Annotated in this window: 14 protein-coding genes and 1 pseudogene; 5 read left to right on the top strand and 10 right to left on the bottom strand. The window is 71.3% G+C overall.

The window, feature by feature from the left end:
- Positions 1-178: 178 nt before the first annotated feature.
- Positions 179-358 (bottom strand): FDLD family class I lanthipeptide, encoded by a 180-nt coding sequence (locus ACTOWY_RS16500; RefSeq protein WP_221490130.1) that lies wholly within the window; start codon positions 356-358, stop codon positions 179-181.
- A gap of 215 nt (positions 359-573) precedes the next feature.
- Between ACTOWY_RS16500 and ACTOWY_RS16505 the strand changes: the two genes are divergently transcribed.
- Entirely contained in the window at positions 574-2436 is a 1863-nt protein-coding gene (locus ACTOWY_RS16505; RefSeq protein ID WP_441310499.1) for a BTAD domain-containing putative transcriptional regulator, read from the top strand.
- 132 nt (positions 2437-2568) lie between these two features.
- Here the strand turns inward: ACTOWY_RS16505 and ACTOWY_RS16510 are convergent, their stop codons facing one another.
- The 3 genes from ACTOWY_RS16510 to ACTOWY_RS16520 form a co-directional block, all read right to left on the bottom strand.
- Entirely contained in the window at positions 2569-3435 is an 867-nt protein-coding gene (locus tag ACTOWY_RS16510) for a GNAT family N-acetyltransferase (RefSeq protein WP_441310500.1), read from the bottom strand.
- Positions 3436-3442: 7 nt separating this feature from the next.
- Positions 3443-4780, bottom strand: a complete 1338-nt coding sequence (locus ACTOWY_RS16515) for an erythromycin esterase family protein (RefSeq protein WP_441310501.1) — start codon at positions 4778-4780, stop codon at positions 3443-3445.
- A gap of 238 nt (positions 4781-5018) precedes the next feature.
- Positions 5019-5900, bottom strand: a complete 882-nt coding sequence (locus tag ACTOWY_RS16520; protein WP_441310502.1) for a LysR family transcriptional regulator — start codon at positions 5898-5900, stop codon at positions 5019-5021.
- A 70-nt stretch (positions 5901-5970) separates the two neighbouring features.
- Between ACTOWY_RS16520 and ACTOWY_RS16525 the strand changes: the two genes are divergently transcribed.
- The 3 genes from ACTOWY_RS16525 (at position 5971) to ACTOWY_RS16535 (ending at position 8437) form a co-directional block, all read left to right on the top strand.
- A complete protein-coding gene (locus ACTOWY_RS16525; protein WP_441310503.1) occupies positions 5971-6732 on the top strand; it encodes an SDR family NAD(P)-dependent oxidoreductase in 762 nt (253 codons plus the stop codon).
- 312 nt (positions 6733-7044) lie between these two features.
- Positions 7045-7776, top strand: coding sequence for a lytic polysaccharide monooxygenase (locus ACTOWY_RS16530; protein WP_441310504.1), 732 nt, complete (start codon positions 7045-7047; stop codon positions 7774-7776).
- Between the two features lie 64 nt (positions 7777-7840).
- Positions 7841-8437, top strand: a complete 597-nt coding sequence (locus ACTOWY_RS16535) for a DUF305 domain-containing protein (RefSeq protein WP_441310505.1) — start codon at positions 7841-7843, stop codon at positions 8435-8437.
- 168 nt (positions 8438-8605) lie between these two features.
- Here the strand turns inward: ACTOWY_RS16535 and ACTOWY_RS16540 are convergent, their stop codons facing one another.
- Entirely contained in the window at positions 8606-9574 is a 969-nt protein-coding gene (locus ACTOWY_RS16540) for a serine hydrolase domain-containing protein (RefSeq protein WP_441310506.1), read from the bottom strand.
- Between the two features lie 29 nt (positions 9575-9603).
- The gene (locus tag ACTOWY_RS16545) at positions 9604-11229 is read right to left on the bottom strand and encodes a tannase/feruloyl esterase family alpha/beta hydrolase (protein WP_441310507.1); all 1626 of its coding nucleotides are present in this window, start codon (positions 11227-11229) and stop codon (positions 9604-9606) included.
- 196 nt (positions 11230-11425) lie between these two features.
- Between ACTOWY_RS16545 and ACTOWY_RS16550 the strand changes: the two genes are divergently transcribed.
- Positions 11426-12358 (top strand): extracellular catalytic domain type 1 short-chain-length polyhydroxyalkanoate depolymerase, encoded by a 933-nt coding sequence (locus ACTOWY_RS16550; RefSeq protein ID WP_441310508.1) that lies wholly within the window; start codon positions 11426-11428, stop codon positions 12356-12358.
- On the opposite strand, the gene ACTOWY_RS16555 is transcribed toward ACTOWY_RS16550, so the two are convergent.
- From ACTOWY_RS16555 to ACTOWY_RS16570, 4 genes and pseudogenes are all read right to left on the bottom strand, one after another.
- Entirely contained in the window at positions 12355-12741 is a 387-nt protein-coding gene (locus ACTOWY_RS16555; protein ID WP_441310509.1) for a DUF6188 family protein, read from the bottom strand. The genes ACTOWY_RS16550 and ACTOWY_RS16555 overlap by 4 nt on opposite strands.
- Positions 12738-13073, bottom strand: coding sequence for a hypothetical protein (locus ACTOWY_RS16560; protein ID WP_441310737.1), 336 nt, complete (start codon positions 13071-13073; stop codon positions 12738-12740). Before ACTOWY_RS16560 ends, ACTOWY_RS16555 begins: the two co-directional genes overlap by 4 nt.
- A gap of 71 nt (positions 13074-13144) precedes the next feature.
- Positions 13145-13456, bottom strand: a pseudogene (locus tag ACTOWY_RS16565) (WXG100-like domain-containing protein); the annotation flags it as partial.
- Positions 13457-13540: 84 nt separating this feature from the next.
- Positions 13541-14458, bottom strand: coding sequence for a hypothetical protein (locus ACTOWY_RS16570; protein ID WP_441310510.1), 918 nt, complete (start codon positions 14456-14458; stop codon positions 13541-13543).
- Between the last annotated feature and the right edge of the window lie 180 nt (positions 14459-14638).

Here is a 14638-nt window from a genome sequence, read left to right on the forward strand (position 1 = left end):
GCCACCAATACCCGGTTGGGAGCGGAACCTCGCTCCGATTCTGCGCGCATGACAACCCCTGTTCGTCGGCTTTCCAACCGCCCGGCGCACGGGCAGGATGCGGTAGGTTGAGCGGCGGGTGCTGCCGGGTCGTCGACACCCGGCAGCACCCGCCTTCAGCCCGTTGAGCTGCGCTTTTTTAGCGCTTGGGGCAGCCGGCGGTGCAGGCGCCCTGGGTGCACTGGCAGGTGAACCTCGAGCAGAGCGGGGTCCGGGTGCAGGCCAGTCGGGTGATCACACTGGTAATCGACAGCGGCTGGGCCTGGCCATTGGCCGCGGCCGGAGTGCTGACCCTGGCATCCAGATCAAAGGCATCCATTGGACACTTCACCTTTCCATCAGATCTCCGGTCAGTCGACCGGATGACATTCCGGCGCGAATGTCTCGCGCTCACTTCGGACCCTAGGTGGGGCCGCGTACACAGCGCTGTCACAGGATTGCGGTGACCCGATGACCACGTCTTACTGTGAGTAGTGCCTTCCCCAGTACCAGCGCGCTATGGTGTCCTCCTCCTGTGCTAATTGGGGGTTTGACGTGCCCGAACGCGACAACAGGCTGTACTGCGAGGTACTTGGCGCGCTGGCCGCGCGCCGCGGTCCGGTGGACATCGAGCTGGGCTGGTCCCGGCAACAGGCGGTTCTCGCGGTTCTGCTCACCCGGATGAACCAGCCGGTGCCGGTGGAGGCACTGGTGGAGGCGGTGTGGGCGGACTCGCCGCCGCAGGGGGCGCGCAACACGGTGCAGACCAACATCAGCCGGTTGCGCCGCGCGCTGCGGCCGGCCGGCGCCACGCACGACCGGGATTCGGTGGTGCTGCGCACCGACGCGGGCTACCTGTTGCGCGGCGCGCCCGATCAACTGGACGCGCTGGTCTTCGAGCAGGAACTGGACGCCGCCCAGGAGCACCAGCGGGCCGGGCGGCTGGCCGCGGCTACCGAATCGGTCACTTCGGCGCTGGGCCGCTGGCGCGGTGAGCCGTTCAGCGGATTGGACAGTCCCTATCTGCACGCGCACCGGCTGCGATTACGGGAGTCCCGGCTGCTGGCCCAGGAACTGTCCGCGGCGCTGTCGCTGGACCGTGGTGAACACCGCTCGGTGGTGGCCGAGCTGACCGCGCTGGTGACCCGCAATCCGCTGCGGGAACGGTTGCGGGAGTTGCTGATGCTCGCGCTGTACCGCTCGGGCAGGCAGGCCGAGGCCCTGGGTGTGTTCCAGGAGGCCCGCACCGCACTGGCCGACCAGCTCGGCATCGACCCCGGCCCCGCGTTACGCGGCCTGCACCAGCGCATCCTGACCCGGGATCCGGAACTGTCCGCGCCGCCGCGCCGGGCCTGCCCGCCGGTGGTGATCACCCCGGCGGTGGCGGTGGAACAGCTGCCTGCCGACCCGCTCTCCTTCACCGGCCGGGACGCCGAGCTGCGGCGACTCACCGGGTCCGCGGCCGAGGCGGAGATCCACGTGCTGGACGGGATGCCCGGCATCGGCAAGACCACCCTGGCCGTACGGGCCGCCCGGCTGCTCGCCCCGGACTACCCGGACGGCACGATCTTCCTGCGGCTCAACGCTTTTGCCACCGGTCAGGAGCCCTTGTCCGCGCACGCCGCGCTGGGCGGGCTGCTGGACGCGGCCGGGTTGCCAGCCGCGGCGATGCCGGACACCGAGCACGGACGGGCCGCGCTGTGGCGGGAGTCGTTGCGGGACAAGCGAATGCTGCTGGTGCTCGATGACGCAGCCGGGCACGAGCAGGTCCGGCCGCTGTTGCCGGGGCCGGGCCGCTGCCAGGTCCTGATCACCAGCAGGCGGCGGCTGAGCGCACTGGAGGGGGTGCGGTCGCTGGAGCTGAACCCGCTGCCGCTGGAACAGGCCGCCCGGCTGTTCCAGCACCTGACGGGCCCGCGCGAGCAACCGGCCGATCCGGCCGCGACCCGGCAGCTGGTGTCGCTGTGCGGCGGGCTGCCACTGGCGATCACCCTGCTGGCCGGCCGGGTGCGCCACCACCCGCGCTGGACCGACCGCTACCTGGCCGATCTGCTGGCCTCGGCGCGGACCCGGCTCAGCGAGCTGCACGCGGAGAACGTCACGCTCACCGCCGCGTTCGACCGCTCCTACCGCGGCCTGCCCGCCGAAGGACGGCGGCTGTTCCGCTGCCTGGGCCTGTCCGCCGGCGTCGAGGTGGACCTGCCGACCACCTCGGTGCTGGCCGGGCTGACCGCGGCGGAAACCCGGCACGGCCTGGAACGCCTGTACGACAACCACTTGCTCACCGAGTCCGCCCCCGGCCGCTACCTACTACACGACCTGGTCAAGGAATACGCCCGAACCCTCGCCGAACTGGAAGACCCCACCCTCGAAGCCGAGTTCCACCGCTCCCCCGGCCTAACCCAACGCGCCGGCTAACCCACCCACCCCGTGTTGGCCGTTGTCGTACGGTGTGTTGGCCGTTGTGGACGCCGAGTTGGCCCAAGTCGTACGCCGAGTTGGCCCAAGTGGGCGTACCACTTGGCCCAACTCGACGGCGGAGGCGGAACTTCAGGCGTCCCGGCGTTGGTCCAGGCGATCGGGCAGCGGCTGAAAGCCCGCTGACCGGTAGGTGGCGACCGCGCCGGCGTTGGCGGCCGGGGTGCACACGATCGCGCTGCTGGCGCCCAGTTCCCGGAGTGCGGCGGCCGCGGCGAGGCTGATCGCGGTGCCGTGGCCGTGACCGCGGTGGTCCCGGTGCACCCCCATCGGCTCCAGTACCCCCGGCTTGCCCGGACCGGCCGACCACACGGTCACCGCCGCCACCGCGTTGCCCTGGACGTCGTGGGCGACCAGGCACCGCGCGTCGGCGTAAGGCAGACCGGCGGCCATCGCGTGCCAGCGTTCGCCGGTGAACTTCGAGCTGTCGAAGGCGGACCGGAGCACGGCGGCCTGCACGTGCGCCCGCTCCGGTCCGATCACCTCGATCCGCACGCCCGGGTCCGGCACCGGCTCGGTGAGGTCGCGGCGCAGCGGCGTCCACGGCTCGTCGGCGTGCCAGCCGTTCGCGGCGAGCAGGTCCTTTACCAGTGGAGCGGTGGGCGCTTCGAGGTAGACCGCGCCCGTGGGCAGCACGCCGCGGGCCGGGTCGGCCAGGTCGGCGACCAGTTGCCGGGCCAGCTTTTCGTCCTGGTGCGCCGAGGGTTCGATGGTCAGCCGCAACAGGTCCGGGCCATCGAGGAGTCCGATGGCGAGCAGTCGTCCGTCCCGGCGCCAGGCGCGCACCGCCGCGGCGGTGGCCTCGGCGCCGGACCGCCAGTACCAGCCCAGGTCGCCGGGGTGCAGTTGCATGGGCGCGCCGTCGTACTGCCAGTCCCGCAGCGCGTGCACGGCCGCCCTCAGCCCGTCGACATCCGGCCTGCCCATCACGATCGCCATCCCCGGATCAGACACCACCGCCTCGGCTGTCCGCACCCGATTTCCGGTCGGCGTCGGTGCGTGGCCGGGCGCGGGTGGTGCGGTCCAGGTAGGCGATGCCGTCGAACTCCGCGCCCAGCCGCACGGACACGGTCTCCTTCTTCAGCGCGGGCCAGAACCCGATCACCGATCCGTAGGCGCGCATCCGCTGTTTTCCGTCCAGCCACTCGCGCAGCACCGGATCCGCGCCCGCGGCCCGCAGGTCCAGGAGGTGATCACCCCCGGCCTGGGCGAGCTGCCATTCCAGGGTGCCGGCCTCGGCCGGGTCCAGCTCGAACTCGGCCAGCTCGCTGGTACCCAGTTTCATGGCCTGGAACCCGCCCTGGTTGGTCACCAGCGCGAGCGCGTAGTAGCCGTCGCCGAGCCAGTCGCGCAGTTCGGCGCCGAGCGCGGCTTCCTTGCCGGAGCGGGTGGCGGCAGCCAGATGTCCGTTGTGCGCCCACACCATCGCCCGCGCGCCGGGTTCGGCCAGGATCCGCCGCAACGCCTCGGCCATGGTCCGGTCCCGCAGGTGTCCCCCGGCCTGTCCCAGCGTCGGCAAGGTCCGGATCTCCGCGGCCCGGTCCACCGCCCAGGCATGCCACTCGGCCTCCCGCCACCCGTCGTTGTCGGCGGGGTGCGCGGCCAGCCAGGCCACCGTCTCGGCCACCACCGCCCGCGCCGCGAGCACCTCGGACTGGGCCGCACCCGGCCGCACTCCGGGGATCTTCCGCCAGAGCTGCCGGAACGCCTCGCTGATGATCCGGCCGACGCTGAGCTTGGTGAACTCCGCCCGCAACGCCTTGACCGCGCCCCGGAACGCGGTGGCCCGCGCACTGTCCACTGTGTCCAGATACCCGGCGATCGCCTCGGTGCCCGCGCGTTCCAGCACCGGGTCGACCCCGCGGAAGCGCACGCGTTGTCCGAGGGGCAGGTCCGCGTTGTGCGCGCGCAGCCATTCGATCAGCGCGAGGACCTCCTCAGTGTCCCAGGTCCAGTAGCCGAGCTTGGCGAGGACCTCGGCGGCGGATCCGGTGCCGTGCACCACGTAGTCGTCCACGGCTCGGCAGGCGGACCAGCCCGCCTCGATGGCGAAGACGGTGAACCCCAACTGGGTCACCAGGAATTCGACCAGGCGGTGCTTGAGGGTGAAGAACTCCCGGGTGCCGTGGGTGGCCTCGCCGAGTCCGACGACCCGGACGCCGTCGAGCGCGGCGGTCAGGGGGGTCAGGTCGTCGAGGGCGTGGCCGGGGTTGGTGCTGTGCAAGGGGATGGTGTGGTTGGCCAGGGTGGTGCTGAGCTGGTTGGGCTGGGGCTCACGTGACATTCGGTGACCTCATGACATCGGAGGGTACCGAAGATCAGCAACGCGGTGCGCTCGCCGGATCGGTGCTGGTGGCTGGGGCGCCGAACAGCCGCTGCGCCAGGCAGCACCCGAACGCTCAGGAGGTCCGGCGGCGACCGGTGCTCGCGAGCCCGGCCCGGCGCCTGGCGGTTCTGCCCAGCTACCAACCGTTCGGTAGATGCGCGCGAAGCATCCCTTGACCCCAGCACCACAACCGTGCTCACACGTCCCGGGCCGCCGCCAGCTCCAGTGCCATACGCACGAACCGGGCGATCCACGGCGACCGGCTGTTCTCCGGCCAGAGCAGCAGGGTCTGGTATGGGGCCGCGTCCAGCACCGGCCGGTAGATCACGTCCGGCCGGACATTGCGCGCCGCCAGCGAGGCCGGCACCAGCGCCAGCGCCTGTCCCAGCGCCACCACCTCCAGCAGTTGCGCGCTGTCCCGCACCACCGGGCCGTCGGCCGGGCGGTCGGGGTTGCCCAGCCAGTAGTCGCGGTCAATGGTGGCCGGGTCGCGCCAGCGCGGTGCTGGTTCGGTGGCCAGGTCGGCGGTGGTCAGGGTGGCGCGCTGGGCCAGGGGGTGGGTGGCGGGGAGAGCGGCGACGCGGGGTTCGGTGTGCAGGGGTTCGGTGTCCAGGCCTCGGGTGTTGACGCAGGAGGCGATCGCCACGTCCGCGCGGCCGTCCCGGAGCAGGTCGGCCTGGGCGCCGAACTCGCTGAGCAGGATCTCGATCTCCGGGGCGGCCGGGTCGGCGTGGAACCGGACCTTGAGCTGGTGCAGCAACTCGGTGACCACGCCCGGGTACACAGTGACCACCAGGCCGTGGCCGGACTGGGCCGCGCGCCGGGTCCGGCGGACCGCCGCGTCCAGGGCGCCGAGCACCACGGTGGCTTCCTTGAGCAGGGTCTCGCCGGCTTCGGTCAGGGTCAGGCGGGGGCCGGTGCGGTCGAAGAGCGCGACGCCGAGCCGGCGTTCCAGTTGGCGCATGGCCCGGGACAGCGGGGGCTGGGCGATGCCGAGTCGGGCGGCGGCGTGGGTGATGTTGCGGTCCTCGGCGACCGCGTGGAAGTAGCGCAGTTCGCGGATCTCCGGGTCGGGCATACCGCCAGGGTATGGCGTGGCACCGGATTGGTCTTGGCCTTACGGCGGCTGAGCGGCTGGAGTGGGCGGTATGCAGGCGAATGAGGTAGCGCTGGTGACCGGCGCCAACAAGGGCATCGGCCGGGAGATCGTCCGGCAGCTCGCGCTCCAGGGTTACACCGTGTACCTCGGTGCCCGGGATGCCGAGCGTGGGCAGGCGGCGGTGGCGGAACTGGTGGCACAGCAGGGGGAATCGGGCGGGGACATCCGGTTCGTGCGGCTCGATGTGACCGACGTGGACTCGGTCCGGGCGGCCGTGGCCGGGATCGAGGCGGTGGCGGGGCGGCTGGATGTGCTGGTCAACAATGCCGGGATCGTGGTCGAGTGGGGTGTCCGGACCGAGGAGGTCACGGCCGCGCAGCTGCGCGAGGTGTTCGAGGTCAACGTGTTCGGCGTGGTCACCGTGACCGCGGCCTGTGTGCCGTTGCTGCGCCGCTCCGGGAACCCGCGGATCGTCAACATGTCCAGCGGCCTCGGCTCGCTCGGCCTGCTCAGCGACCCGGCCAGCCCGTTCTCCGCCAAGAATCTGCTCGCCTACAGCACCTCCAAGGCCGCGCTCAACGCGCTGACCCTGGGCTACGCCGACGCCCTGCGCGCCGAGGGCATCAAGGTCAACGCGACCAGCCCCGGCCTGGTGCGGACCGACGGCAACGCCGCCGCGACCTTCCCCCGCGGCAACCGCGGTCCGGCCGAGGGCGCCGTTGTCCCGGTTGGGCTCGCCACCCTCCCCGCGGACGGTCCCACCGGCGTCTTCCGCGGCCCGGATGCCCTGGACCAGACCATCCCGTGGTGAGCCCCGTCGGCGTCCAGCGGGCTGACCGGGCTGTTCCTTGACGTGAACCCACAGGTCATTTATGGTCTAGACCACGTCACACTGAGTGACGCACGGACCCGCCGCCGCCGTCCGTGTCCCGGCAATCGGCCTTGGCCGTCGCCGCGGACGCGAGAGCGGAGCGAGTGGCGTGTGTGTCCGCGTTCCCCGTTCCGCGGTGCCGGTTCGACCGGCGCAGGCACCTGTTGACCGCGCGCGACGGGACACGGCGTTGTGCGCACCGGCGGCCCGATCACCCCTGTAGGTCGGGCCGCGACGCTGGGAGCTGATCCAATGAAGCTCAGACGTTTCCTCGCGATGGCCACGGCCGCCATCGGCATCACCCCGTTCCTGCTCGTGGTCCTGCCCGCGAGTTCGGCCTTCGCGCACGGCTACATCTCCTCCCCGCCGAGCCGGCAGGCCCAGTGCGCGCAGGGCACCGTGCCCTGTGGGCCGATCAAGTACGAACCGCAGAGTGTGGAGGGGCCCAAGGGACTGCGCAGTTGCAGTGGTGGCAACGCGCCGTTCGCCGACCTCGACGATGACGGCAAGGGCTGGAAGGCGACCTCGGTCGGCAACACGGTGAACTTCACCTGGACCTTCACCGCCCGGCACCGCACCCGCGACTACGAGTACTACCTCAACGGCCAGCGGATCGCGCTGGTCGACGGCGGCAACACGCAACCACCGCCGACCGTCTCGCACACGGTGAACCTGGGTGGCGCGACCGGCAGGCAGAAGCTGCTGGCGATCTGGAACATCGGCGACACGCCCATGGCCTTCTACGCCTGTGTCGACCTGCAGATCGGCGGCGGTGGCACGCCCACCACCAGTCCGACCACCAGGACCACCACTCCCACCACGACCGCGACGCCGCCGCCCGGCGGGACCTGGGCGGCGAACACCGCCTACCAGGTGGGCAGCCAGGTCACCTACAACGGCTCGACCTATCGCTGCACGCTGGCGCACACCGCGCTGCCCGGCTGGGAACCGCCGAACACCCCTGCCCTGTGGCAACAGGTCTGATCACGGCACGCAGGCTCGCGCCCCAGCCGCCGGGGGCGCGGGCCCGCCAGGAAAGGCAGTCATCGTGAACCGTGCCACGCTCGTCCCGATCCTGTTGGGCGCGTTGGTGTTCGCCGGGTGCGCGAGCCCCGGCCCCGGCCCGACCGCACCGCCGTCGTCGTCGAACCGGGCCGCCGCACCCACCGCCGCGGGCGCGGACCACAACGACGCCGACGTGATGTTCCTGCAGATGATGATCCCGCACCACGGGCAGGCGGTGGAGATCGCGCGGCTGGCCAAGACCAAGGCCACCCGCAAGGAGATCCGGGACCTGGCCGCGGCGGTGGAGGCGACCCAGGTCAGCGAGGCGGAGAGCATGACCGCCTGGCTGCGGGCCTGGGGCAAACCGGCCGAGGCGGACACCGACCCGAACGCGCACGCCCACCACGGCGGCATGCCCGCGACCTCCAAGGAGGTCATCAACGCCCTGGCCAAGGGCGGCCCGACCTTCGACCGGGACGCGGTCAACGTGCTGACCGGACATCAGCACGGCGCGGTGGAGATGGCCCGCACCGAACTCAAGGACGGACGCAACCCGCAGGCCAAACAACTGGCGGACCGGATCGTGCAGTCCCGCACCGCCCAGATCCAGCACCTGCTGACCCTGCTCGGCCAGTCCTGACCCACCGGCGTGTTGGCCGTTGTCGTACCCAGTCTTGGCCGAACTGGCGACGTCCTGTACCACTTGGGCCAACCGGTACGCCCACTTCAGCCAAACCGGCGTACCAGTTGGGCCAACTCGCCGTCCACAACGGCCAACACACCGTCCGGAACGGCCAACACGGTGCGTTTAGGTGGCGAGCTGGGTCAGTAGGGCGAAGCCGGTGCGGTCTGCTGAGGCTGCGGTTGCCGAGAGGAGCACGACGCCGGTGGACGCGGCGCGGTCCAGGCCGAGCCAGGTGCGGAAGCCGCCGGTGCCGCCGTTGTGCCAGGTGATCTCGCGGCCCTGGTGCAGCTGGGTGAGCCAGGCGGCGCCGATGCGGACCCGGGGGCCGGCCAGGTCGGTCACCGGGTCCAGCGCGGCGATCCCGGGCGCGGAACCGGCGAGCAGCGCGGCGGTCAGCGTCGCCATGTCCTGGATCGAGGCGCGGATGCCCCCGGCGGGGCCGACTGCCTCGCCGGTCCACGGCTCGCGCGGCCGCCCCGATTTACTGCGGCCCACCACGGCTCCCGGCCGGATCTGGTAGGGCGTCTCGGGTAGGTAGAAGTGTTGCAGGCCAAGGGGTTCGGTGATCCGCTGGCGGAGCAGGTCCGGATAGCTGGTCCGGGCCGCGCGGGCCAGGGCGTGGCCTAGTAGTTCGTAGCCGAGGTTGGAGTAGCGGAAGCGCGGTTTGGCAGGCTGGACGCGGTCGAGGCAGGTGAGCAGCTCGGCCAGGGTTTCGCCGTAGGGGTTGGCGCCGTGCCGCCACAGCGCGATCGTCTTGCGTAGCAGGGAACCGGTGGGCGCCAGCCGGGGCAGGCCGGAGTGGTGCGTGCTGACCGCGGCGAGGGTCAGCCCGGCGGCCGGGGCCGGACCGAGCGGCAGCAGGTCGCCGAGGGTGGTGGCGGAGGCGATCTGCTCGCGGGCCAGGGCGTCGGCGTAGAGCAGGCCGGTGACGCCCTTGCTGATCGAGCCGAGCTCGAAGTCCGCGGTCAGGTCCGCGCCGACCCCGGCCACGCTGATCTCGCCGGACTTGACGGTGGCCACGGCGAAGACGGGGTGCCGCCTGCCCAGTTGCGACTGTACTCGCTGTGCCAGTTCCCGGTCACCGTTGATCACACGCCTCGACCTCCCCAGGTGCCCCCAGTCTAGGGCCAGGTGCACTCGAAGCTGCGGGCGGCATCGGGGTCGCCGCCGCGATACCGGGGCCAGGCCGGGGATTCGCACAGCGGACGGGTGCGCCCGGCGGCGGCCGGGTTCTTGTCGCTGACCACCGGATGCCGCGGCGGGCGGTGGCCTTCCACCCAGTTCTCCAGGGCGGTCAGCGAATCCCAGCCCGCCGCGAACGCGGGGGTGACGTTGGCGTGGTTGGCGCCCGGCACCAGGTAGAACCGGGCGAAGCGACGTACGTCCTGCTCGCCCATGACCCGTTGCACGCGGCTGAAGTAGTCCACTGTGGACCGATGGCTGACCAGCTCGTCGGCCGTGCCGTGCAGCAGGATCAGCTTGCCACCGGCCCGGGCGAACGGTCGCAGGTCGGGATTGTTGATGTCCTGCAACGCGGACAGCTCGCTGATGCGGTGCCGCCACGGGCCGGGCTGCCGGGGGTCGATGGCGAGCGGGTTGTGCGCGGGGTCCCTGGTGAGGAAATGCCGGACCCACTGGTCCCAGAACTGCACGCCGTACCCGCTGGTTTTGGGCATCGGGTTGGCCGGGGCCTGGCTGCCCAGGCCGAGCAGGGCGGTGGACATGGTCGCGCCGGAGCGGAACGGGAATCCCGGGTAGCCGGTCTCGCCGCTGGCGATCCGGTAGTGCCACCGCAGTGGCGCGGACATCGCTGTCACGGACTGGATCTGCTTGTCGGACAGGCAAGAGTCGCCGTGATCGGTACCGTCGGGGCAGCGCAGCGCACGCGGGTCGAAGTGGCAGCCCGCTTCGTTGGACACCACCCCGTCGCGCAGCCCGTCCTCGCCGTCGCAGGCGTCGAGCACCGCGCGGTGCAGCAGGGATTGCTTGGCCGGACTGGGAAACGCGCCCGGCTGGGACAGGATTTGGGCCTGGTAGCCGAAGAATAGGTCCAGGCTGGCGGCGTTCCAGGCCGGGTAGGCCGAGAGCACGCCGTCGAAATCGGCGGGCCAGCGCTGGGCGACGGCCAGGGCCTCGCGGCCTCCGGTGGAGCCGCCGGCGAAGTAGCTGTGCACTGGCCGCGCGCCGGAATAGTGCTGGGCGATAACGGATCTGGCTGCGTCGTGGGTCTTCTTGAGCGCGTCGCCGGCGAAGTTGCGCAGTGCTTCGTCGTTGCGGCCGAAGGAGCCGTCCAGGGACCGGGTCGGCTGGAAGTCGGGCGCGGCCTGGTGGCCGGAGTCGCTGGCGAAGGTGGCGTAGCCGCGAGCGAGCGGGCCGGGCTGGTCGGCGGGGCCGAACGGTACGGTGCCCGCGATGTCGGGGATGGTGCCGTTGTACCCGCCGCCGCCGAACATCATCGCCTTGTGGTTCCACCGGGTCGGCAGGCCGAGCCGGAACCGGATGTCCGGGGCCGCGTGGTCCACCGGGTGGATCGCGGCCTCGACCCGGCAGTATTCGCCGACCGGCCCGGCAGGCGGGATTAGTTGTGCGGCGGTGACTTCGCCGCCGGAGCTGGGCAGGCCGATGACCCGTGCCGGGATGGTGGTGCCGACCAGTCCGGCACAGCTGGTGGACTGCGCGTGCGCGACTGGGAGTGCGGTCGCGGTCAGTGCCAAGGTCAGCACCGCAACGGCGAGGTTCCTTCGCATGGCCACCCTCCATCAACGCGGGACCCCACGGTAAGCACCCGTTGTCCACCGCGCCATGTGGCCGCGACACACTTCCGGCGCGATCACCCTGTGCCGCGGCCACATCCAAGATGCCCGAACAGTGTTGTGCCGCACCAGCGACAACCCGGCCTCGGCCTTCCTACCATCACAGCACGCCGCACCGTGGAGGAGTGCCATGCCGAACCGCCGTCCCGTCACCCAGGTGCTCGCGGCAGTGGCCGCCGTCGCGCTGTTCCTGATCACCCTGCCCCGACCGGCCGCCGCGGCCACGCTGCCCGAGGTCACCGGATTCGGCAGCAATCCCGGGAATCTGCAGATGTTCCGCTACGTGCCCGCCGGGTTGCCGCCGGGCCGTCCGGTGGTGGTGGCGTTGCACGGCTGCACCCAGACCGCCGCCGCCTACGCGAACACCGGCTGGCCGCAACTGGCCGAGCGGGCGAGGTTCACCGTGGTGTTCCCGCAGCAGCGCTCGGCGAACAACCTCAATCTGTGCTTCAACTGGTTCGAGCCGGGCGACACCCGCCGCGACGCAGGGGAAGCCTTGTCCATCAAGCAAATGGTGGACAAGGCCAAGCAGGACAACGGTTCCAGCACCGCGTACGTCACCGGTCTGTCCGCGGGCGGCGCGATGACCGCGGCCATGCTCGCCACCTACCCGGAGGTGTTCGCCGGTGGCGGCATCATCGCCGGAATCCCTTACCAGTGCGCAACTTCAGTGCTCACCGCGTTCGGCTGCATGAACCCCGGCCGCGACCTCACCCCGGCCCAATGGGGCGACAAGGTCCGCGCGGCCAGTCCGCACACCGGCCCCCGGCCGAAGGTGTCGATCTGGCAGGGCAGCGCGGACTTCACCGTGGCCCCGCGCAACGCCACCGAGTTGGTGGAGCAGTGGACAGATGCCCACGGCACCGACCAGATCCCCGACCGCACCGACACCGTGGCGGGCTATCCGCACCGGGTGTACGGCGAGAGCGTGGAGCAGTTCACCATCACCGGCATGGGCCACGGCCAGCCCGTCGACCCGGCCCAGTGCGGCACGGCGGGCGCCTACCTGCTGGACGTCAACATCTGCGCCGCACAGCACCTGATCCGCTTCTGGGGCATCTAGCTCCCGGACTGCCCGGCCCACACCGCCAGTTCGCCGCCCGGCAGGCAGATCACCTTGTCACCGTCGGGTCCGGCGAAGGACCATGCCTCATAGTTCTCATCCGGCTCCACCCGCAACACCGCATCGTCGCCGAACTCGATGAGCAGCAGGCCGGATTCGGCGGCCGAGGCTGCCTGCACCACGGTTCCGGTGAGCGCTTGCAGCCGGTCCCCCAGCGCGCCGAGATCAAGACCGGGGGTGATCTGCTGCCACACACCGGCGTCGTAGAGGGCGAACTCGCTTTCCACCCGCACCTCGCACCCGCCGTCGAAGGACAGCAGTACCGTGTAATCAATGGTGATCGCGTTCAGCGCACGACCGCGGAAGCCCAGATCCACAGTCACCAGCCTTTCGGTGCGGGATAGCTGCCGTCGGGATTCTTCGGGATGTGCGTCGCCGAATTCGGTCCAGGCTTGCCGTCGAGGCCGACCGGCTGGCCGTGTTCATTGTAGTAACGCACATAACCGTTGGGGTATTGCGGCGTCGGGTTCGCGTCGCGGAACATGTCCGCGTTCCCCTTCGCGCCGGGCCGCTGGTACACCGTGCCCTTGCCGTTGTCGGCGGGCCGGGAATTCCAGCCACCCTTGGCGCCAGGCGGGTTCTGCGAGCTGTTGACCTGGAGCGGCGCCACCCGGTCGGCGCCGGCCGCCTGCTCGGCCAGGGCGCCGAGCGCCACGGTCGTCGCGGCGGCGGCAGCAGGCCGATCAGCGCATACCGGGTGCTGTTGGCCTCAATCAGCGCGGTGATCGCGGTCTTGACCCCGGCGACCTCGGCGCCGAACGCGGCGGACCGCGCGCCGAGTCCGGTCATGGCGGTGGCGGAGCTGGTCGCGGAATCGAGGGTGCCCTGGGCGCGGGTGCCGAAGGCCTGGCCCGCCGCGTCCGGCCAGGCCGCGCTGACCCCGGCGAGGGAGTAGGACCCGGCCTCGGTGAACTTGCCGCCCGCGCGCTGCCAGGCGGTGGCCAGCTCGCGCATGGCGTCCTCGTTGGTCTCCGGCCAGCCGCTGAGCGCCCGGACCGGGGGCCACAGTTGCGCGTCAGCGGGTTCAGGAATGGGCATGCGGCACTTCCCACCTCCCGTCTGTTTTGCAAGGCCAGCCTCGCAAGCGGGAGGCCCGGAACGGGCCGTGCTGGCCGGTTGCTGTCAGCCGCGCGGCCGCGAGTCGAGCGCGTTCAACAGGTCCAGCGCGATCATCTCCACCGGCACCCAGCCGTTGATGCCCGCGCCCTTTGGCCCGTAGACGGTCAGCCGGACGCCGTCCTCGTGGAAGAAGCGCCGGGCCTGCCACTCGGTGCCCCACGGCAGGAATCCGTCCGGCGCGTGCACCCCGTCGCGGGCGAAGCGGAACTGGCCGTACGCCACTTCGCCGTCGCGGGCGAACCTGGCGCACAGTGCCCGCACGACGCGCTCCCGGCACTGATCAATGATCAGCCTGGACAGCGCGGCCTGCCTGCGCACGCCGTGGATGACCAGGAAACCCTCGGCCGGGGCGGCCAGGTGGATTTCGAGGTAGTCGTGGTAGGTCGTCATGGTGCCAAAACCCTGGCTGGTGGCCACCGGCCGGTGCACCAGGTGCCCGATCGCGGGCCACGGGATGGTGAGCTGATCCTCCGGGGTGCGGATGATCAGGGTTTCGGCGCTGACCTGGTAACCGCGCCAGCCACCCTTGGGCGGCACCCAGACGATGAACGCCAGCCTGCCCAGCACAGCCCCACCGGCGAAGAGGCCACCGGCCCATGGACCCGCCAGCGCGAAGACCGCGCCGCCCGCGATCCCGAACAGTCCGGCCATGGCCAGGATAAGGGTGGTGAAGTAGTGGCGCTGGTTGCGGAACCGGCGGACCTCGCCGGGCGCCAAGGCTCGCGCCGGTCTGCTCCTGGCCGGTGCCGTCCAGCCCACCAGCACCCCGACCAGCAGCAACACGAAGCCGAGCAGGCCGGGCACGATCGCCACCGGTCCGCTGTCGGTCAGCACCAAGACCAGCGTGATCACCAGCAGCGCGAGGCCGGCCGCGAGGCAGCCGACGACCATCACCCGCAGCCTGCGCGCCGTGTTCACCATCGCCGCTCCCCCACTCCTCGATCCCGGGACCGGCATTCAGCCACGCCGCCCCCGGGACCCCTCCCGAGGCTGAGCAAGCGGCCCACCGTCACCGTGTTGGCCGTTGTCGTACGGTGTGTTGGCCGTTGTCGTACGGTGTGTTGGCCGTTGTGGACGGTGTGTTGGCCGAGTGGCGTACCA

Source organism: Crossiella sp. CA198, assembly GCF_052078295.1.
Classification (GTDB): Bacteria; Actinomycetota; Actinomycetes; order Mycobacteriales; family Pseudonocardiaceae; genus Crossiella.